This is a genomic window from Streptomyces alanosinicus (genome assembly GCF_014650595.1).
GTDB lineage: Bacteria > Actinomycetota > Actinomycetes > Streptomycetales > Streptomycetaceae > Streptomyces > Streptomyces alanosinicus.
In genome coordinates, this window is the sequence record NZ_BMVG01000001.1 from 1,254,830 (window position 1) to 1,274,515 (window position 19,686).

The window sequence follows — 19,686 nt, forward strand, 5'->3', positions numbered from 1 at the left end:
GCAGGTGACGTTCTGGGAGTACCTCGGCTACCGCCACCAGCAGCTGCTCGCGGACGCCTACCAACACGCCAGCGCGGTCTTCCAGTGCATGGTCCTGGCGACGGCCATCGGGGTGCTGGTCGGGGTCGTCACCTACCGCTCCGACTGGGCGGGCAACCTCGCCACCACCGCCACCTCCACCATCCTCACCATCCCCTCCCTCGCCATGATCGGTCTGCTCATCCCGGTCGTCGGCCTGGGCGTGCCGCCCACGGTGATCGCGCTGACGCTGTACGGGCTGCTGCCGATCGTGCGGAACGCGATCGTGGGCCTGCGCGGGGTGGACCCGGCGCTGGTGGACGCGGCCCGGGGCATCGGCATGTCCGGTCCGATGCGGCTGCTGCGGGTGGAGCTGCCGCTGGCCTGGCCGCCGATCCTGACCGGCATCCGGGTCTCCACACAGATGCTGATGGGCATCGCCGCGATCGCCGCCTACGCCTCCGGACCCGGCCTCGGCAACGAGATCTTCCGCGGACTCGCCTCCCTGGGCAGCAAGAACGCCCTCAACCAGGTGCTCGCGGGCACCCTCGGGATCATCATCCTCGCCCTCCTGTTCGACGCGGCGTACGTCCTGATCGGCCGGCTGACCATTCCGAGGGGGATCCGTGTCTGAGACGTCCGCCCGCACGGGCGACACCGCCACCCATGGCGCCTCCATCGAGCTGGAGAACCTGACCAAGCGGTATCCGGGCGGTCAGCAGCCGGCCGTGGACAACGTGAGCATGGAGATCAAGGCGGGCGAGACGGTCATCTTCGTCGGCCCGTCCGGCTGCGGGAAGTCCACGACGCTCAAGATGATCAACCGGCTGATCGAGCCGACCGGCGGCCGTATCCGCATCGACGGTGAGGACGTCACCGACATCGACCCGGTGAGGCTGCGCCGCAAGGTCGGCTACGCCATCCAGTCCTCGGGCCTGTTCCCGCACATGACGGTCGCGCAGAACATCGCGCTCGTACCGAAGATGACCGGCTGGCCGAAGAAGCGGATCCGGGACCGGGTGGAGGAGATGCTGGACCTCGTCGGGCTCGATCCGGGCGAGTTCCACGGCCGCTATCCGCGCCAGCTCTCCGGTGGCCAGCAGCAACGCGTGGGCGTGGCACGGGCGTTGGCGGCCGACCCGCCGGTGCTGCTGATGGACGAGCCGTTCGGCGCGGTCGACCCGATCACCCGCGACCACCTCCAGGACGAGCTGATCCGGCTCCAGCACGAGCTGCACAAGACGATCGTGTTCGTCACCCATGACTTCGACGAGGCGATCAAACTGGGCGACCGGATCGCCGTGCTGCGCGAACGCTCGCACATCGCCCAGTTCGACACCCCGGAGGCGATCCTCACCAACCCGGCCGACGACTTCGTCTCCGGTTTCGTCGGCGCGGGCGCGGCCCTGAAACGGCTGAACCTGACCCGGGTGCGGGACGTGGAGATGCAGGACTACCCGACGGTGACCCTGGACACCCCGCTCCAGCAGATCTTCACCGCGATCCGCGGGAGCGGCACGAACGAGATCCTGCTCCTCGACAAGCGCCACCGTCCCTACAAGTGGCTGCGCCGCGGCGACCTGATGCGGGCCAAGGGCTCGCTGGCCCGCGCGGGCACGCTGGTGCACGACACGGTGACCCGGGACGCGACCCTCAGGGACGCGCTGGAGGCCGTGCTGACGGACAACGCGGGCCGGGTCGCGGTGACCGGGCGGCGCGGCGAGTACATCGGCGTCGTGGACATGGAGACCCTGATGAACTCCGTGCACGAGCTGCTGGAGGCCGACCGGCTGGAGGCGATGGAGGCCCAGCACGAACTGGAGGAGACCCGCGCCCAGCAGACCCATCAGGAGCAGGAGGGTCCCGGAGGGGTGACGAAGGCGTGAGCACCGACCAGCAGCCGCGGCCCGAGGGCGAGCACGAGGTCAAGGGGCTCGCCTTCCGTGACGAGGGCGAGGCGGAGCAGGAGGCCCCGCCCCCGGTCCAGCGCCCGCCCGCCCGGCGTCTGTCCTGGCCGCGGCTGACGGTCCTGCCCGCCTTCCTGGTGGTCCTGCTGCTCACGACCTGGCTGTGGTTCCGGCAGGCGCGGCTGGACACGATCTCGCGGAACGCGCTGTCCGGCGGCCAGGTCTCCAAGGCGCTGTGGCAGCACGTGGAACTGACGGTGATCTCCACGTTCTTCGTGCTGATCATCGCGATCCCGCTGGGCATCGTGCTCACCCGGCGGATCTTCCGCCGGGCCACCCCACTCGCGATGACCTTCGCCAACATGGGCCAGGCGACCCCGGCGATCGGTCTGCTGGCCCTGCTGGTCATCTGGCTCGGCACGGGCACGAAGGCCGCGCTGATCGGCATCATCGTCTACGCGATCCTGCCGGTCCTCTCCAACACGATCGCCGGTCTGAACGCCAACGACCCGACGCTGCTGGAGGCGGCCCGTGGCATCGGCATGTCCCCGCTCGGCGTGCTGAGCAGGGTCGAGCTCCCGCTCGCCGTCCCGCTGATCCTCGCGGGCGTCCGTACGGCCCTGGTCCTCAACGTCGGTACGGCGACGCTCGCGACCTTCGGCGGGGGCGGCGGCCTGGGTGTGCTGATCACCACCGGCATCACCACCCAGCGCATGCCGGTGCTGGTGCTGGGGTCGGTCCTCACCGTGGCGCTGGCCCTGCTGGTGGACTGGCTGGCCTCGCTGGCGGAGGTGCTGCTGCGTCCGCGCGGACTGGAGGCGGGCCGATGAGACGCGGTGTATGTCTGCTGGCGGCGGGGCTGCTGTCGGCGTCCGGCTGCGGTCTGACCAGCGGCTCCCCCATGGCCGACGACGTCCGGCCCGGCGTCGTCGGCGGCGGCGAGCCGCTCAAGGGGGCCCATCTCACCGTCACCTCCAAGGAGTTCACCGAGCAGCTGATCCTCGGCGCGATCATGGGGATCGCCTTTCAGGCGGCCGGCGCGGATGTTCTGGACCGCACCGGCATCCAGGGGTCGATCGGGGCGCGCGAGGCGGTCAGGAGCGGGGCCGCGGACGCCATGTACGAGTACACGGGCACCGCCTGGATCACCTATCAGGGCAACAGCCACCCGATCCCCGACCCGGAGCAGCAGTGGCAGGCGGTGCGGGACGCCGACCGGAGGAACGGCCTGACCTGGCTGCCGCCCGCGCGGCTGAACAACACCTACGCCCTGGCGATGAACCAGGCCAACTTCCACAAGTACGGCACCCGGACGCTCTCGCAGGTGGCCGCGCTGGCCGCGAAGGACCCGGGCGCCGTCACCGTGTGCGTGGAGAGCGAGTTCGCCAACCGGGCCGACGGGCTGCCCGGTCTGGAGAAGGCGTACGGGATGAGCGTGCCGGCGAAGAACGTCACCCAGATGGACACCGGGATCATCTACACCCAGGTGGACAAGGGGAAGTGCGCCTACGGGGAGGTGTTCACCACCGACGGGCGCATCAAGTCGATGAACCTGGCCGTGATGGAGGACGACAGGAAGTTCTTCCCCAACTACAACGCGGCCCCCGTGATCAACACCAAGGTCCTGGAGAAATGGCCGGCCGTCGCGACCGTCATCGAGCCGGTCACGAAGAGGCTCGACAACACGGTAGCCCGGACGCTGAACGCCAAGGTGGACGTGGACGGCCAGGATCCGCACCAGGTGGCCCTGGACTGGATGAAGCAGCAGGGGTTCGTGAAGTAGGCCCTAGCAGCTCGGGACCGAGCCCTTGCCCTTCTCCAGCGTGACCAGGGAGTCCACCGCGCCCTTCAGCGTGGTGACCGGGACCAGTCGCAGCCCCTTCGGCAGCTGTGCCTTGGCGTCGGCGCACTCGGCCTTCGGCACCAGGAAGAGGCTCGCCCCGTCCCGCTGGGCCGCCTGTGTCTTCAGAGCCACCCCGCCGACCGCGCCGACCTTGCCGTCCGCGTCGATCGTGCCCGTACCGGCGATGTTCCGGCCGCCCGTGAGGTCGCCGCCGCTGCCGTCGCCGTGCAGCTTGTCGATGATTCCCAGGGTGAACAGCAGACCCGCGCTCGGCCCGCCCACGTCGGCGAGCTTCAGCGTGACCTTGACCTTGTCGGCGCTCAGCCCCAGATACTTCAGCGCCGCCTCGGTCGCCGCGTCCTGGGACTGCCGCATCTGCGCCTCGTTGTGCTTCTCGATCTCCGTGACGGTGTCGCCGCTCGGGTAGACGGCGTCGTGCGGCATCACGGCCCGGTCGGTACGGAACCAGTTGCCGAGCACGTCACCGAAGGTCACCTTGGTGTCCGGGCCGGTCGCCTCGATCGTGACCATGCGCAGCTGTCCGCTGGTCTTCCGGGCGGTCGCGCCGGAGACGGTGATCACCGGACTGCCCCTGTTCTCGCCGAGCACGTTCGCCGTCATCCCGGGCTGGGCCACCGCGAACGGCAGCGGCGCGAACGCCGCCGTGGCCAGCAGGGCCACGACGGGCAGCGCGCAGAGGGCTACGGCCTGGGGACGTGTGAGACGAGAGAGCACGACATCAATCTAACGTGACGAGGACCGGTGCCTCATGCCGCATGCAGCGTCCACCGCGATCGCGGCGCGGGGTGAGCGGATCGGCCGAAGCCGGGGGTCGGGGGTCGGGGGTCGGCCGGACGGCCAGGACGACTCAGCGCAGGGCGTCGGCGACCTCTCGGGCCGCTTCCAGCACCCTCGCTCCCACCCGTTCCGGTACGGAGTCCGTCAGCATCACGACACCCACGCTGCCCTCGACCCCGCTGACCCCCACCAGCGGCGCGGCGGCCCCGCTCGCCCCGGCCTCCAGCTCCCCGTGCGTGAGGGTGTACCCGGGGTCCAGGGACGGCGACTGCCGGGCCGCCAGGATCGCCCGCCCCGCGGCTCCCCGGTCCAGCGGATGCCGGAAGCCGGCCCGGTAAGCCACGTGATAGTCGGTCCACGTCGGCTCGACCACGGCGACGGCCAGCGCCTCCGTGCCGTCCACCAGTGTCAGATGCGCCGTCGCGCCTATGTCCTCGGCGAGCGACCTGAGGGCCGGCAACGCGGCCTCCCGCACCAGCGGATGCACCTGCCGTCCGAGCCGCAGCACCCCGAGCCCGACCCGGGCTCGCCCGCCCAAGTCACGCCGTACGAGGGCGTGTTGCTCCAAGGTGGCGAGCAACCGGTACACCACGGTACGGTTCACGCCCAGTTTTGTGGACAACTCGGTCACGGTCAGCCCGTGGTCGGTGTCGGCCAGCAGTTTGAGGACACGCAGCCCCCGGTCGAGCGTCTGAGAGGTCTCCGCGGTCACGACGCCCACTCCTTTGGTGGTGAGGTCGACGGCCACCGAGCGATGGATGCGTCACCGAGTCCCGTCGGCGACGCGCTTCAGAGGCCGCCGATCGGCCGTACGGCCCGGCGGCTCCGGGCTGTGTCGCTTCACGGCTGCGCTCCGCGGCGGCGCTGCCACGGGGCGTGTGCGTAGCGGGACAGTAGCGAAGCAGGTTCGCTGAGCGGAAGGCTCCGTCCAGAATCCGGGCAAGGCGAGATCCGGCCTGCCGCAATTCGTCCGGATACGCACACACCCCAGGAACTGACACGCGCCATCTGCCTGGGGGGGTCCGGGGTGGAGCCCCGTGGCGTCGGCCTTTCAGCCGACCGAGACGGGTGGGTGGGTGGGTGGGTGGGTGGGAAAGAAATCGGCTGACCCGGCGGAGCGTCACCGCATGCGCGTGGCCCACTCCTGCACCTTGGCGATCCGCTGCCGCAGCTGCCCCGCCGTGGCCTCCGCGCTCGGCGGCCCCCCGCACACCCGCCGCAGCTCGGTGTGGATCACCCCGTGCGGCTTGCCGCTCTGGTGGACGTACGCACTGACCATGGTGTTGAGCTGCTTGCGCAGCTCCATCATCTCCTTGTGGCTGACCACCGGCCGCCGCTCGGCGGGCAGCTCCAGCAGATCGGCCTCGCTGTCCGGCTTCTTGCGGCTGTGCGCGATCTGCCGGGCCTGCCGCTTCTGGAGCAGCATCTGGACCTGGTCCGGCTCCAGCAGCCCGGGAATCCCGAGGTAGTCCTGCTCCTCCTCGCTGCCGGGGTGGGCCTGCATACCGAATTCGGCGCCGTCGTAGAGCACCCGGTCGAAGACGGCCTCGGACTCCAGCGCCTCGAAGGCGAACTGTTCCTGCTCGCCGGTGTCCTCGTCCTGCTGCTTGTTCGCCTCCTCCATCTCCTTCTCGGACTCGGCGTACGGGTCCTCCTCGCCCTCCTTCTTCGGCTTGTCGAGGGCGTGGTCCCGTTCCTTCTCCATCTCATTGGCGAAGGTCAGCAGGTCGGGCACGGTCGGCAGGAACACGGACGCGGTCTCGCCGCGCCGCCGGGACCGTACGAAACGCCCGACGGCCTGCGCGAAGAAGAGAGGGGTCGAGATGGTGGTGGCGTACACCCCGACCGCGAGCCGCGGTACGTCGACGCCCTCGGACACCATCCGCACCGCGACCATCCACCGGTCGTCGCTGTCGCTGAACTCGTCGATCCGGTTCGAGGCGCCGGCGTCGTCGGACAGCACGAGCGTCGCCTTCGTACCGGTGATCTCGCGGATCAGCTTGGCGTAGGCGCGGGCGGAGTCCTGGTCGGAGGCGATGACGAGGGCACCGGCGTCCGGGATGGCCTTGCGGACCTCGGTCAGCCGCTGGTCGGCGGCGCGCAGCACGCTCGGCATCCATTCGCCGCGCGCGTCGAGCGCCGTACGCCAGGCCTGGCTGACCGCGTCCTTGGTCATCGGCTCGCCGAGCCGGGCGGCGATCTCGTCACCGGCCTTCGTACGCCAGCGCATGCTGCCGCTGTAGGAGAGGAAGATGACGGGCCGCACGACCCCGTCCGACAAGGCCGACCCGTACCCGTACGTGTAGTCGGCGGCGGACCGCCGGATGCCGGCGTTGTCCTCCTCGTACGTCACGAAGGGGATGGGGTTGGTGTCGGAACGGAACGGCGTACCGGTCAGCGCGAGCCGGCGGGTGGCGGGCTCGAACGCCTCCAGACAGGCCTCGCCCCAGGACTTGGAGTCACCGGCGTGATGGATCTCGTCGAGGATGACGAGGGTCTTGCGCTGCTCGACGCGGTTGCGGTGCAGCATGGGGCGCACGCCGACACCCGCGTAGGTGACCGCGACGCCGTCGTACTCCTTGCCGAGCGGGCCCGCGCTGTACTCGGGGTCGAGCTTGATCCCGATCCGGGCCGCCGCCTCCGCCCACTGCTTCTTCAGATGCTCGGTCGGCGCGACCACGGTCACCTGCTGGACGACATGGTGGTGCAGCAGCCAGGAGGCGAGCGTCAGCGCGAAGGTGGTCTTGCCGGCGCCGGGCGTGGCGACGGCCAGGAAGTCACGCGGCTGCTCCTGGACGTACTTCTCCAACGCTCCCTGCTGCCAGGCACGCAGCTTGCTGGCGGTACCCCAGGGGGCCCTGCCGGGGAAGGCGGGCGAGAGGTGGTGCGAGTGCGCGGAAGAAGCGGCGGTGGTAGTCACGGTCTCCGTTTTGCGGGGCTCGTCTGGTGGGGCTCGGCTGTGTCGGGCTCGGCTGTGTGAGGCTCGGCTACGTATGACAACCGGGCCACCCTACCGGCGCCGCCCGGCCCCCAAGGCCCGGACGAGGGTGGGTCGGCCGCGGGTGGGATCGACGTCACAGCCGCCGGGATCCACCCCGTTCGGGTCGGCGCGCCCGCAGTCGCGTCGTCACCCACGCCCCCACCAGCGCCACCCCCGCCATGGGCAGGAAGACGGCGGCGAAGGCGGCCGGGTGGGTGCCGTGGGCGGTCGAGGCCGTGGCGGTCGTGGCGGTCGTGGCGGCCGCCGCGCTGCCGCCGCCCAGGGCGGCGAAGGCGGCGCCGGTCGCGGCGAGGAGGACGACATCGGAGAGGGCGTCGGAGATCTGGAGCACGGCCGAGTTGGCGCCGGCCTCCTGCGGTGCGGACAGCTGGAGCAGGAGCACGCTGGTGGAGGAGATCACCAGGCCCATCCCGAAGCAGCCGAATCCCCAGGCGACGGCGACCGTCCAGACGGGCACGGAGTGCACGAGGACACCGGGGGCGGCGGCGATCGCGGCGGCGATCAGCACCATCCCCGTGCTCATCAGCCGCTCCCGGTACGGCTGCGCCTGCGGCCGGGCCTGCAGCCACGAGCCCAGCGCCCAGGTGCCGCCGCCCGCGGCCAGCGAGAAACCGGCGAGCGTCGGCGACAGGCCGCGCTGGGTGACGAGCATCAGCGGGACGAAGGACTCGGCGGCGATGAAGGAGCCGGCGGCCAGTCCGCGCAGCAGCACCACGGCGGGCAGTCCGCGGGCCGCCCGGTAGGTGCCGGGCGGCAGCAGGCCGAGGACGGCGGGCACCAGCAGGGCGGCGCCGGCCAGCCCCGGGAGCAGGGAGAGCGGGCGCAGGTCCTGGGCGGCGTACTGCAGGAGGCCGGCGCCGAGGGAGACACCGAGGGCGAGCCGGATACGCCGCCGGTCGAAGGAGTGGGCGCCCGCCCGCGCGTCCACGGGGCCGGCGGCCCTGCGGTGTATCTGCGGCAGGGCGAGGGCGAGCGGGAGCACGACGAGGACGGGTATGCCGAGGAAGACCCAGCGCCAGCCGAGGTGCTCGGTGACGGCGCCGGAGGCGAGCGGGCCGACGATCGAGGGGACGACCCAGCCCGCCGCGAAGGCCGCCATGATCGCGGGCCGCAGCCGCTCCGGGTAGGCACGGCCGACGACGACGTACAGCGCGACGATGACCAGTCCGCCGCCGAACCCCTGCACGGCCCGGCCCAGGATGAACACCCACATGACCTGGGCCGTACCGGCGACGACGAGCCCCGCGGCGAAGGCGCCGATGCCCGTGGTCAGCGCCCCGAGCGGCCCCCGCCGGTCGGACCACTGCCCAGCGAGCACCATCCCGGACAGGCTGGTCGTGAAGTACCCGGAGAACGCGAACGCGTACAGCGCCACCCCGTGCAGCTCCCGTGCCGCGACCGGCATGGCGGTCCCGACGGCGGTCGCCTCGAAGGCGATCAGCAGCACGACGGAGACGATCCCGACGCTCAGCGCCCGATAGGCGCGGCTCAGCACGCCGTCGTCGCCTCGCTCGACGGACAGGGACACGGCGGCGTCGTCACCGGGTTCCAGGGCGGCCATGCCCGTCAGAGTAAGACCCGCAGCCCGGTTTGACCCCTGTCAATGGTCCGGCCCACCCTGCGACCTTGGTCGTAGACCTGTCCTTCAGCCCCCCTCAGCCCCTTCAACCCCCTTTCATGAACGCGGTATGGCAGTCCCGTTGCAGCCCCGCGCTTCCCCTTGAGCCCGCCCACCCCGCGCCATAGCGTCATCACCACGAACACGGCCGTGTGCCCGAGTGGTCCAGGGACTCGCCTGCGCAGCATCCATCAGCGGGCTCCGCCCGCGGGGAGTTACGTGGGTCCGAATCCCACCACGGCCGAGAACGACAACTCAACACGGCCGTGTGCCCGAGTGGTTCAGGGACTCGCCTGCAAAGCGAGTTACGTGGGTTCGAATCCCGCCACGGCCTCTGGTGCCTGACCAGGCAGGGGGCGGCACCCTCCAAGGGATGTCGCCCCCCTAGGGTTACCGACCATGTGGCCAGGACAGCAGCCGCCCGGGGGCGAGCAGAACCCGCAGCATCAGAATCCCTACCAGCAGCCGAACCCGTACCAGCAGACGGGGCATCAGCAGCCGAATCCCTATCAGCAGCCGACGCAGTCGCAGTGGGGTGCGCCCCCGCCCGTGGGGGCGCCGCAGCCGCCACGCGGCGGGGGGAACCGGACCAAGGCCATCGCGATCGGGGCGGCCACGGTCGTGGTGGTGGCCGCCGGTGTCACCGGTTTCCTGGTCCTCGGCGGCAACAAGGACGACCACGCCGGGGGCGACAAGCCCACGTCGTCGGCCAGTGCTTCGCAGAGCCCGACGGCCTCCGCGTCCGGGTCGGGCGACGACCCGCGCGGCGCCGGGGGTGACGCCGGGGGCGAGAAGCCGACCATCCCCGGCTGGAAGGTCACCGTCAACCCCAAGCGGGGCATCGCCTTCGACGTGCCGGCGGACTGGACGGTGGGATCGCCGACCTCCGCCTTCGGTTTCGCGGACAACAAGACGGGCAATCCCGTTGCCTATATGGCAGGCGTAGCCGAATACAAGCCGAAGTGGTGCACGTCCGACGACGACAAGGACGGCCGGACGGAGGACACGGATCTGGCCGCGGCCGGCAGCAAGGGCGCGGGCGGCGCCAAGAACACCGACGAAGTAGCGGTGAACACGGTGGGCTGGTGGGTCTACGCCCCCTATACACAGCCGGACAAGAAGAGCTTCACCGTCGATGCGAAGGCCCAGCCCTACAAGACCGCCTCGGGAGTCCAGGGGAGCATCGCCTGGGCCCGGTCGTCCCACACGCCCCAGAAGGGCAAGTGCGCCACCGACGGCAAGGCGCTCGCGTTCGGCTTCAAGAACGCGGCCGGTGACTTCGTGTCATGGATCTTCTTCGGCGCCAAGGGCGTCCCCGACGAGGTTCCCAAAGCGACCATCATGAAGATCCTCAGCACGGTCCGGCTGCACGGCACCCCGACGGGGTCCTGAACCGCTCGCTCTCCCTCAGAGCACCCCGCCCGACTCGTCCCGGAATTGCTCCGTCCAGTAGTGCCAGGACGTGTCCGGGAGGGTGGCGGTGGGGTCGAGGGCGGTCAGGGTGTGGAGCATGGCCGCGGCCAGTTGGTCGTAGGCGTGGGTCGTCAGTTCCCGGCCGAGGTGCTTGTCGATGGTGCGCTCGTGGTGCAGGAGCCAGAGCGTGCAGGCGAGGGTGGAGATATCGGTGTTGAGGGGGTGGAGCGTCGCCTCCGGCTCGCTGAAGGTCAGCACCGCGCCCGTTCTGCCGTCGACCACCAGGCTGTTGTCCTCGACCAGACGGCCGAGGCGGATCAAGTGATCGGCGTGGGCCGGGAGTTCGTCCAGGGCGAAGTCGCCCGCGTACTCCTCGGTGAAGTACTCCCGGAGCGTGGGCAGCGGGACGTCCGTGTCGGCGTGGAAGAGGACCGCCTCCTCCGGCAGCCCGGTCTCGCGCAGGAAGCGCCGGGTCGGCTCGTGGGTGAGCGTCGCGGGGAAGTCGACCTCCTCGAAGCGGGCCACCCGTCCGTGCCCGAACTCCTGGTCCAGCAGACGGCCCGGGACGTCCAGGGTGAGCCCGGACGCCGTGCCGGGGCCCGCGACGAGGGCGAGGGGGCGGATCAGGGCGGCCGCCTTCCAGTACGGCGGGACCCTGCCGGCCGTGCCCTCCTCGAAGAGGGAGAGCAGCCGGCGGGTCGCCTCGGCCACCGTCTTCGGGCCGTACCGGCCGGCGAGGGAGGCGAAACGGCCGCGCAGGCCGGCCAGTTCCTCGGTGACCGCGGCGAAGCGCAGCAGGGTGACGAGACAGGGGGCGAAGGGGCGGGCGGCGGACGGGTCGAAGAGATAGGCGGTCGTCAGCTCGCCGGTGCCGCCGTCGAGCAGGATGGACTCGCGTGCCATGCCCGCCGGGTTGAGCAGCTCGCCTATCACCAGGCGGTCGCGCAGCTCGTCCGCCACACGGAACGGGCCGTCCGCGGCGTCGGCGAGCGTGCGCAGACCGTGCCGGCGCAGTGGGGAGAAGGTCAGCAGGTCGGTGTCCGCGGGCAGTCCGGCGCCGCCGAGCAGGCCGCGCGTCGGCGCGTGTGTGACATAACGGTCCAGCTCGGCCTCGGTCAGCGTGATCGCCGGAACCCCGGCGTCGGTCGTGCTCATCGCTCCCCCGCGATCTTCCCGTGCGTGACCGCGCGCGTCCTCGCACCCGGCCCTGGGCGGCATCCCCCACTGCCCAGCACACTACGCCGCCCCACTGACAACGGCCCTCGCCAGGAGGGACGCCCGGCACCACGGTTCCGTTGCGCGCCCGTGGGAAGCTCCCGGATCAGGTGCGGCGGAGCGCGCTCACCGGTCCGTCACCACCGCCGCCTGCGGGCGGATCGGGAGCCGGTTGACGGGGCGGCCGGTGGCCGCGCGGACCGCGGAGGCGATCGCGGCCGGTGCCGTCACGACCGGGATCGCGCTGACGGACTTGGCGCCGAAGGGAGCCACGACGTCCCGTTCCTCGACCAGTTTGACGATCTGGATGTCCGGGGCGTCGAGGGCGGTCGGCAGGGCGTATCCGGTCAGGTCGGGGTGGCGGATCAGACCGCGGGGCGTACGCAGGTTCTCGGTCAGGGCGATGCCCACGCCCTGGGTCACGCCCGCCTCGATCCGGGCGGCCAGCTGGGTCGGGTTGAGGATCCGGCCCACGTCCTGGGCGACCGCCAGCTCCACCACCCGGACCGAGCCCAGCTCGATGTCGACGTCCACCACCGCACGGATCGCGCAGAAGGCCAGGCCCACGAAGGCGTCGCCCTGGCCGGCGGCGTTCAGCGGCTCGGTGGGGTGCGGACGGCACTGGGCGGTGGCCCACAGCTCCTTGCCGTCCATCGCCTCGGTGACCGTCGTCGACAGCACACCGTCGTACGAGGTGATCTTGCCGTCCGTGATCTGGAGCAGTTCGGTGGACATGCCGAACTTGTGGGCGAGCGGCTGCAGGAGCTGCGTGCGGACCATCTTCGCCGCGCGCTCCACCGCACCGCCCGACACCCAGGTGTGCCGGCCGCGGCAGCCGCCGCCCGCCGGTGGCTGGTCGGTGTCGACCGGCGCCACATGCACTTCCTCGATACCGAGGGTCTCCTGGACGATCTGCCGGGCGAGGGTGGTGAAGCCCTGGCCGGTCTCGACGGCCGCGCACAGCACGGTGGCGACCCCGTCGTGGACCTTGACCGTCGCCGTGGACACCTCGTCGGCGCCCTCCGCGCCGAGCATGTGCACCATGCCGAGGCCGTAGCCGACACCCCGGCGCACCGCGTCCGGTTCGCCCGCGCCCTCGGGCCCGCCCGGCAGCAGCCACTCCTCCTCGGGCGTGTCCTTGGGCAGCGCGGGCAGCGGGAAGTCCCGTACCGCCTGGAGGAGTTCGGCCACCGGAGCCGGGCAGGTCACCGTCTGGCCGATGGGGAGCACGTCGCCGGTCGCCAGGACGTTGCGCAGCCGCAGTTCCGCCGGGTCCAGGCCCAGCTTCTTGGCCAGCTTGTCCATCTGCGCCTCGTAGGCGGCACACACCTGCATCGCGCCCTCGCCGCGCACATGGCCGGAGGGCGGGTTGTTGGTGCGCACGGCCCAGCCCTCGATGAAGGCGTTCGGGACGACGTACGGGCCGCACGCGAAGGAGACCGCGGCGGCCAGCGCCTCGGCGGAGGTGTCGGCGTACGCGCCCGCGTCCAGCAGGACCTGCGCCTCCACCTTCACCAACTTGCCCTCGGCGTCCGCGTGGTGGCGGTAGCGCAGCAGGGTGGGGTGGCGGTGGACGTGGCCGAGGAAGGACTCCTCGCGGGTCGCCGTGAGCTTGACCGGGCAGCCGGTCCTGAGCGCGAGCAGGCCGAGCGGCAGCTGGAAGCCCTGGTCCTCGCGGTCGGCGGTGGCGCCCGGCACCCCGGTGACCACGATCTTCACTCGATCCGGGGACAGGGCGTAGCAGGCCGCGGCGGTGTTGCGGTCGGCGTGCGGGTCGGTGGAGGCCAGGTACAGCTCCACGCCGCCGTCGGGGCGGGGCACGGCGAGGCCGGCTTCGGCGCCGATGGGGGCCGGGTCCTGGCGCCCTATCCGGTACAGGCCCTCGACGACGATCTCGCCGGCCGCCTCCGGATCGCCGTGGTGCAGCGGGATGTGCCGGATCAGATTGCCGTCGGGGTGCAGGGGCTCCGCCTCGAAGGCCTGCTCCGGGTCGGTGACGGGATCGAGTACTTCGTACTCGACGATGATGGCGGCGGCGGCCATGCGCGCGGTGTCCGGGTGGTCGGCGGCGACGGCGGCGATGGGCTCGCCGTGGTGCCGTACGACCTCGGAGGCGAACACCGGCCGGTCGGGGGTGCCCCGGCCGTGGCGCGGGGTGCCGGGCACGTCCTCGTGCGTGATGACCGCGCGGACGCCGGGCATCTCGCGCGCGTGGCCGGTGTCGACGGACACGATGCGCGCGTGCGCGTGCGGGGAGCGCAGCACGGCGGCCCAGAGCAGGCCCTCGGCCCACAGGTCGGCCGCGTACGGGAAGGTGCCCTCGGTCTTGGCGCGGGCGTCGGCGTGCGGCAGGGAGACGCCGAGGCCGTGCGGCAACGCCTCGGTCTCGGCAGCGGGTTCCGCGGCGGTGGTCGCCGTGGCGGCTTCGTTGCTCACGCCTGGCCTCCGTCCTGGCCGTAGTGCTGGTCGTGCGGGTCATGCGGTCCCGGGGTGCCGTGCGGCGGCGTGCCGTACGGGTCGGGCGTGCCGTACGGATCGCGCGCGTCGCCGTAGCCCGCGGGCGCGGCCGACGGCGTGTCGAAGGCGCCCGGCGCCTCGAACGCCGACGGGTTGACGCCGCCGGAGCCGGGGCCCGCCTGGTGGGGAATACGGACCTCGTCCGCCTCCTGCTCGGTGTCGCCGGGCGCGGCGTGGGACGCCTCGCGTTCGGCGACGACCTCCTGGACGGCCTCCAGGACGCCCCGGTAGCCGGAGCAGCGGCACAGGTTGCCGCACAGCGCCTGCCGGGTCTCCAGCTCGGTCGGCGCGGGGTTGCCCTCCAGCAGGTCGTGCACGGTCATCGCCATGCCGGGCACGCAGAAACCGCACTGCACGGCACCGCACCGGGCGAGCGCGCGCTGCACGTCGGAGGGCTGTCCGTCGGCGGCCAGGCCCTCGACCGTACGCACCTCGCTGCCGGCCGCGGTGACCGCCGGGACCAGGCAGGAGGCCACCAGCCGGCCGTCGACCTGGACGTTGCAGGCCCCGCACTCGCCCTGCGAGCAGCCGTCCTTGGCGCCCGCGAGGCCGAGCCGCTCGCGCAGGACGTACAGCAGCGACTCGCCGATCCAGGCGTCGGTGACGGGCCGGTCGGCGCCGTTGACCCGCAGGACGTAGGACGCGAGCGGGTGGTCGTCGTGCGGCGGCTGGGGCGCGGAGTGCTCCTCGGCGGCGGCCGCCTCCGGCCGGGGCGCGGCGTCCTGGCCGGTGACGTCGGGGGCGTCGGCGGTCTCGGGGGCGTCCTCGGGTGTGCCGCCCTCCCCGGGTGCCTCGGGCGTGTCGGTCGTCAGGACCGCGGCCTCCGGTACGGCTGCGGCGGCCGGGGTCTGAGGTGCCGTCGGGTCGGCGGTCGCGTCCGTGTCGGCCGTAGCGGGCGTTGTGGCGGCCTCCGGGCTCTCGACGGGCCCTGCGGGGCCGTCGTGGCCCACGGGGCCGTCAGCGGGGCCCTCAGGGGCCTTGGCGGGGGCGTGGCCGTCCCTGTCGGGCGCCGCGGCCGGCGCACCCGCCGGTTGCGCCGCTTCGGCGAACTCGCCGGGGTGAGTGGCCTCCACGGCGCGCGCGTGCGCGGCGTCGGCGTGCCCGACATCCGCGTGACCGACCGGTTCGTGACCGATCGGTTCATGACCGGCGATCTCGTGCGCGGTGGCCTCGTGCGCGGTGGCCTCATGCCCGGCCGTCTCGTGCCGGGTCTCCTCGTGCCGGGTCTCCTCGCGACCGGTCGGATCCTGGGCGTACCGCTCGTCCGAGGCGTACCGCTCGTCCGGGGCGAAGCGCCCTTCGGGGGCGAACCGCTCATTCGGCGCGTACTGCTCGTCCGACGCGAACTGCCCTTCCTGGGTGTACTGCTCGTCCGGCGTGTACTCCTGCGCCGGCGCGCCGCCCGGCGCGGGGGCGGCCGAACCGCCCGCCGGGTGCGCGTCGGTGTGGTCGGGCAGGCCGGTGTGACCGGTGTGCTCGGCGTGACCGGTGTCCGCGGGGCGGTCCCAGGGGCGGCCCGCGCCCTCCGTCGCCCAGGGCGCGGACGCGCCGCCGGGCAGCGTGGCCGGCGGGGTGCCACCCCACTGCTCGACCAGGGACGACGTGGTGAACTCGCCCGATTCGTCCGGAAGGTCGCCACCGGCGACCGGGATGGACCACTGCCCGGTGACGTCGTGTCCGGGCGCGGCCGGGGCCGGGGCCGGGGGTTCCTCGAAGGTCCACTGCTGGGTCGCGCCGGGCTGGTACGTGAACCGGTCGTCCGCGGCCGGCGCCTGGGGTGCGGCGTTCGGGTCGGGCCACTCCACGCCGCTCGCGGGCGCGGCCCACGTGCCGGTCGCGGCGGGGTCCCCGGTGCCGGGGGCGACCGTTATCCGCGGCGGCACATAGCCGTGCCCGGGAGCGGCCAGCGGGCTGTCGCCGGACAGCAGGGCGTCGATGCCGCCTTCGGGGAGCTTGACGAAGGCGGTGGCGCCGTCGTCGTAGTCGCCCTGGGGCAACGGGTCCCAGCGGCCGCCGCCCTGGGGCGTGGCCTCTCCATGCTGGTCGTCGGTCACGACAGCGCCCTCCCCAGTGCTCGTCGGGCCAGTGCGGCGACGGTGCGCCGCAGGTGCAGTACGGCGGGCGGAAGCGGGGTCACCGAGCCGTCGGGCTCCGGTGCCGGGTCCGGGATGCAGGCCGCGGCGACGTACTCGCCGAAGGCGGTCAGGGCCTCCGGGACGAGCGCGCGGTCGTTGTCCCAGTCGATCAGCTGCGCGACCCACTGCTCGGCCTCCAGGGGCCGCAGCGGCATCGGCGCTATGGCACCGACGGCGCACCGCACTCCGCGCCGGGCGGGGTCGAGGACGAGCGCCACGGAGGCCAGCGAGCGGCCCGGTCCGGTGCGTCCGGTCGCCTTCAGGAAGACCTGCGGGGCGTGCAGCAGCGGCACGCGCACGAAGCCGATGAGTTCGCCGCCGCGCAGCATCTCCACGCCGGCCAGCAGGTGCGACACCGGGATCTCCCGGCGGGCGCCGTTCTGGCCCGCGATGATGAGCGTCGCCTCCAGGGCGGCGAGGACCGGCAGCGCGTCACCCGTCGGCGCGGCCGAGGCGATGTTGCCGCCGAGGGTGCCCGCGTTGCGGATGTGCGGCGGGCCCGCGGCGCGCGCGGCGGCGGCGAGCGCCGGGATCAGGGCCGCGAAGTCGGGGCGGCCCATGCGCGCGTGCGTGAGGCCCGCGCCGAGCAGTGCGTGGCCGTCCTGGTACTGCCAGCCCCGGATCTCGCTGATCCGCCCGAGACCCACCAGGGCGGCGGGCCTGAGCTGGCCGGAGTTGACGGCGGCCATCAGATCGGTGCCGCCCGCGACGGGCACGGCGGCGGGCATGGCGCCGAGGGCCGCCACCGCCTCGTCCAGCGTCGTGGGCAGCGTGACGGCCTGCGCCGCCTGCGGTGCGTGCGTGGTCAAACCGGCTGCCCCTTCCCGCTGCCCCACCTGGTCCCACCTGTGTGGCCGTACGGTACGTGCTCACAGGGCGGACGTGGCAACTCTGGCACATCTTCGCAAGGGCCGAACGCGGGGGTCCGCTAGGAGGCATTCGCCCACCTCACCACGGAGATGGTCCGTTTTCGCATGGCATCACCGGTGCGCGGCGATTGACACTCTTTGGTGACTCTTGGCGCGGTTTTCCGGCACTTGTTCGGGGCGGCGGTCCGGCCGCGAGGTCACCTGTCCGGCGGCAGCCCCTCGACCGGGCGGCCCGGGACGCCGGGGCGCCGCTGCCACGGCCGGGGCCCGGCGGGCGGCCGGTAGGCGACTCCGAGGGCGTCAAGTCGCGCGTAATGGGCTGTCATACGGCGTTCGAAGCCGGCGAAGTCCCGCTCCGCGGGGGCCGGCAGCCGGCTCCAGGCCACCTCGGCGAAGGCCGCGAGCCGCGGGAAGGTCTGGTAGTCCACGCGCGCGGCGTCCTCCAGCACCTCGGTCCAGACGTTGGCCTGAGTGCCCAGCACATGCAGGGCTTCCGCCTCCGTGAGGTCGGCCGGAACGGGTTCGAACCGGTAGACGTCCTCCAGGGTGCGCACGAACCCGATCGGCACCGGCTCGTCCTCGCCCGGGGCCTGGCGGTGGTCCAGATACACGTACTGCTCCGGGCACATGACGACGTCGTGGCCGGCCCGCGCGGCCGCGATCCCGCCGCCGTAGCCGCGCCAGGACGACACCGCGGCACCCCGGGCGAGCCCGCCCTCCAGGATCTCGTCCCAGCCGATGAGCCGGCGCCCGCGCGCGGAGAGCCAGGCGTCGAAGTGGCCGATGAACCACGACTGCAGCTCGTCCTCGTCGGCGAGGCCGAGGTCCGCGATCCGGGTCTTGGCGGTCACCGACTCGGTCCACTGCTCCTTGCGGCACTCGTCGCCGCCGACATGGATGAACCGCGAGGGGAACAGTTCCAGGACCTCCTCGAACACCCCCTCGTAGAAGCGCAGGGTGGTGTCAGTGGGGGCGAGTACGTTGGCGGAGATCCCCCAGTTGTCCCAGACGTCGAGGGCGGTGGTGTCGATGACATCGGTGTTGCCGAGTTCCGGATACGCGGCGATGGCGGCCTGCGAATGGCCCGGTACGTCGATTTCCGGGACGACGGTGATATGCCGCTCGGCGGCATAGGCGACGATCTCCCGGATGTCGTCCTGGGTGTAGTAACCCCCGTGCGGTTTCTCCTCCCACAAGAGGGACGCGCGGTGACCGAATTTCGACCGTGCCCGCCAGGAGGCGGTTTCGGCCAGCTTCGGATAGCGCTTGATCTCGATGCGCCAGCCCTGGTCGTCGGTCAGATGGAAGTGGAAGACGTTGAGTTTGTGCGCGGCCATCAGATCGAGATAGCGCAGCACCCCGTCCTTCGGCATGAAGTGCCGGGCCACGTCGAGGAGAAGGCCTCGCCAGCGGAATCGGGGGGCGTCGCGGACGGTCACGGCCGGGAACTCCCACTCGGTCCGCCCGGTGACCGGCGCCCGCCGGAAGGCCTCCGGACCGAGGAGTTGACGAAAGGTCTGGGCGCCCCAGAAAAGGCCGGCCTCGCTCGCACCGTCGATCGCGACGAGACCGCCGTCGGCACCCAGCTGATAGGCCTCCGGACTGCCGAGTTCGTCCTCCAGCGCGGGATCGATCCGCAGGAGGACACGGGACCCGCCGGCCCGGTGCGGGGCCAGCGGCAGGCCGGTCGCCGCGCCGACCGTCGTACGCAGCCAGCGTGCGACCCGCTCGGTGCCCTCGGTGGCCTCGATCCCGGTGTGCTCGTCGATGACGGATCCGGTGCCGCCACCGGGCAGCGAGGCCGTGATGCCGGCCGGCGCGGGGATCAGCGCCACGTCGGGTTCCGGGAAGAGGGGTTCGTCACTCATGTCGCCCGCCGCACCTCCGCCACATGCGTTGCACTGAGTGCAACGACCGTTTCACTGTGCACAACTTCGAGGAGGCTACAGGTCTCGACCACTCCTGACCAGAGAACACGAAGGCCCCCGGCACGCGCGCACCGCGCACGCACCAGGGGCCTCACGACCTCGGAGAGCCGATCCCGGACGGACCCTTACTTGTCGCCGCCCTTGCCGCCCTTGCCGCCCTTGTCGTCGCCTCCGCTGCCCATGGACTCGTAGATCTCCTTGCACATGGGACACACGGGGTACTTCTTCGGGTCGCGGCCCGGCACCCAGACCTTGCCGCACAGCGCCACGACGGGGGTGCCGTCGAGGGCGCTCGCCATGATCTTGTCCTTCTGGACGTAATGGGCGAAGCGCTCGTGGTCGCCGTCGCCGTGGGACACCTGCGGTGTCGGCTCTACGAGTGTCCCCGTACCAGTCCCGCGCTCGGGCTCAAGAGTGCTCATAC

At 72.2% G+C, this 19,686-nt stretch carries 15 protein-coding genes and 2 tRNA genes; 7 read left to right on the forward strand and 10 right to left on the reverse strand.

Features of this window, described 5'->3' with window-relative positions; translation table 11 throughout:
- Positions 1 to 4 precede the first annotated feature (4 nt).
- The 4 genes from IE277_RS05730 to IE277_RS05745 are packed head-to-tail and all read left to right on the forward strand — an operon-like array spanning position 5 to position 3,708.
- Entirely contained in the window at positions 5 to 652 is a 648-nt protein-coding gene (locus IE277_RS05730; RefSeq protein ID WP_189949004.1) for an ABC transporter permease, read from the forward strand.
- Positions 645 to 1,904, forward strand: coding sequence for a betaine/proline/choline family ABC transporter ATP-binding protein (locus tag IE277_RS05735; RefSeq protein WP_189949005.1), 1,260 nt, complete (start codon positions 645 to 647; stop codon positions 1,902 to 1,904). The genes IE277_RS05730 and IE277_RS05735 overlap by 8 nt, the downstream gene beginning before the upstream one ends.
- Positions 1,901 to 2,755 carry an ABC transporter permease gene (locus tag IE277_RS05740; RefSeq protein ID WP_189949006.1) on the forward strand — a complete coding sequence of 285 codons (855 nt, stop codon included), beginning with the start codon at positions 1,901 to 1,903 and terminating at the stop codon, positions 2,753 to 2,755. The genes IE277_RS05735 and IE277_RS05740 overlap by 4 nt, the downstream gene beginning before the upstream one ends.
- The gene (locus IE277_RS05745; protein ID WP_189949007.1) at positions 2,752 to 3,708 is read left to right on the forward strand and encodes a glycine betaine ABC transporter substrate-binding protein; all 957 of its coding nucleotides are present in this window, start codon (positions 2,752 to 2,754) and stop codon (positions 3,706 to 3,708) included. The genes IE277_RS05740 and IE277_RS05745 overlap by 4 nt, the downstream gene beginning before the upstream one ends.
- Positions 3,709 to 3,711: 3 nt before the next feature.
- Here the strand turns inward: IE277_RS05745 and IE277_RS05750 are convergent, their stop codons facing one another.
- The 4 genes from IE277_RS05750 to IE277_RS05765 all read right to left on the reverse strand — a co-directional run bounded on the left by IE277_RS05750 (position 3,712) and on the right by IE277_RS05765 (position 9,128).
- The gene (locus IE277_RS05750; RefSeq protein ID WP_189949008.1) at positions 3,712 to 4,503 is read right to left on the reverse strand and encodes a S16 family serine protease; all 792 of its coding nucleotides are present in this window, start codon (positions 4,501 to 4,503) and stop codon (positions 3,712 to 3,714) included.
- Positions 4,504 to 4,636: 133 nt separating this feature from the next.
- Positions 4,637 to 5,278 (reverse strand): IclR family transcriptional regulator, encoded by a 642-nt coding sequence (locus IE277_RS05755; protein ID WP_189949010.1) that lies wholly within the window; start codon positions 5,276 to 5,278, stop codon positions 4,637 to 4,639.
- A gap of 408 nt (positions 5,279 to 5,686) precedes the next feature.
- Positions 5,687 to 7,486, reverse strand: coding sequence for a DEAD/DEAH box helicase (locus IE277_RS05760; protein ID WP_189949012.1), 1,800 nt, complete (start codon positions 7,484 to 7,486; stop codon positions 5,687 to 5,689).
- Between the two features lie 154 nt (positions 7,487 to 7,640).
- Positions 7,641 to 9,128 (reverse strand): MFS transporter, encoded by a 1,488-nt coding sequence (locus tag IE277_RS05765; RefSeq protein ID WP_189949013.1) that lies wholly within the window; start codon positions 9,126 to 9,128, stop codon positions 7,641 to 7,643.
- A 203-nt stretch (positions 9,129 to 9,331) separates the two neighbouring features.
- On the opposite strand from IE277_RS05765, the gene IE277_RS05770 reads away from it, so the two are divergent.
- The 3 genes from IE277_RS05770 (at position 9,332) to IE277_RS05780 (ending at position 10,577) form a co-directional block, all read left to right on the forward strand.
- Positions 9,332 to 9,429 (forward strand) — tRNA-OTHER (locus tag IE277_RS05770).
- Between the two features lie 18 nt (positions 9,430 to 9,447).
- Positions 9,448 to 9,519: transfer RNA gene (locus IE277_RS05775), tRNA-Cys, on the forward strand.
- A gap of 65 nt (positions 9,520 to 9,584) precedes the next feature.
- Positions 9,585 to 10,577 carry a DUF8017 domain-containing protein gene (locus IE277_RS05780; protein WP_189949015.1) on the forward strand — a complete coding sequence of 331 codons (993 nt, stop codon included), beginning with the start codon at positions 9,585 to 9,587 and terminating at the stop codon, positions 10,575 to 10,577.
- A 15-nt stretch (positions 10,578 to 10,592) separates the two neighbouring features.
- Here the strand turns inward: IE277_RS05780 and IE277_RS05785 are convergent, their stop codons facing one another.
- The 6 genes from IE277_RS05785 to IE277_RS05810 form a co-directional block, all read right to left on the reverse strand.
- Positions 10,593 to 11,753, reverse strand: coding sequence for an SUKH-4 family immunity protein (locus tag IE277_RS05785; RefSeq protein WP_189949017.1), 1,161 nt, complete (start codon positions 11,751 to 11,753; stop codon positions 10,593 to 10,595).
- 186 nt (positions 11,754 to 11,939) lie between these two features.
- The gene (locus tag IE277_RS05790) at positions 11,940 to 14,249 is read right to left on the reverse strand and encodes a xanthine dehydrogenase family protein molybdopterin-binding subunit (protein WP_189949019.1); all 2,310 of its coding nucleotides are present in this window, start codon (positions 14,247 to 14,249) and stop codon (positions 11,940 to 11,942) included.
- A complete protein-coding gene (locus IE277_RS05795) occupies positions 14,246 to 16,384 on the reverse strand; it encodes a (2Fe-2S)-binding protein (RefSeq protein ID WP_189949021.1) in 2,139 nt (712 codons plus the stop codon). The genes IE277_RS05790 and IE277_RS05795 overlap by 4 nt, the downstream gene beginning before the upstream one ends.
- Positions 16,381 to 17,274: an FAD binding domain-containing protein gene (locus IE277_RS05800; RefSeq protein WP_189949023.1), complete on the reverse strand. Its 894-nt coding sequence runs from the start codon at positions 17,272 to 17,274 to the stop codon at positions 16,381 to 16,383. Before IE277_RS05800 ends, IE277_RS05795 begins: the two co-directional genes overlap by 4 nt.
- A 257-nt stretch (positions 17,275 to 17,531) precedes the next feature.
- The gene (locus tag IE277_RS05805; RefSeq protein ID WP_189949024.1) at positions 17,532 to 19,202 is read right to left on the reverse strand and encodes a beta-N-acetylhexosaminidase; all 1,671 of its coding nucleotides are present in this window, start codon (positions 19,200 to 19,202) and stop codon (positions 17,532 to 17,534) included.
- Between the two features lie 185 nt (positions 19,203 to 19,387).
- Positions 19,388 to 19,684, reverse strand: coding sequence for a DUF3039 domain-containing protein (locus IE277_RS05810; protein ID WP_067131646.1), 297 nt, complete (start codon positions 19,682 to 19,684; stop codon positions 19,388 to 19,390).
- Between the last annotated feature and the right edge of the window lie 2 nt (positions 19,685 to 19,686).

Bases quoted from the DNA above. Each gene is read 5' to 3' on its own strand.
- IE277_RS05745 (WP_189949007.1), top strand. From the start codon at position 2,752: ATGAGACGCGGTGTATGTCTGCTGGCGGCGGGGCTGCTGTCGGCGTCC.
- IE277_RS05765 (WP_189949013.1), bottom strand. From the start codon at position 9,128: ATGGCCGCCCTGGAACCCGGTGACGACGCCGCCGTGTCCCTGTCCGTC.
- IE277_RS05780 (WP_189949015.1), top strand. From the start codon at position 9,585: ATGTGGCCAGGACAGCAGCCGCCCGGGGGCGAGCAGAACCCGCAGCAT.
- IE277_RS05785 (WP_189949017.1), bottom strand. From the start codon at position 11,753: ATGAGCACGACCGACGCCGGGGTTCCGGCGATCACGCTGACCGAGGCC.
- IE277_RS05805 (WP_189949024.1), bottom strand. From the start codon at position 19,202: ATGAGTGACGAACCCCTCTTCCCGGAACCCGACGTGGCGCTGATCCCC.
- IE277_RS05810 (WP_067131646.1), bottom strand. From the start codon at position 19,684: ATGAGCACTCTTGAGCCCGAGCGCGGGACTGGTACGGGGACACTCGTA.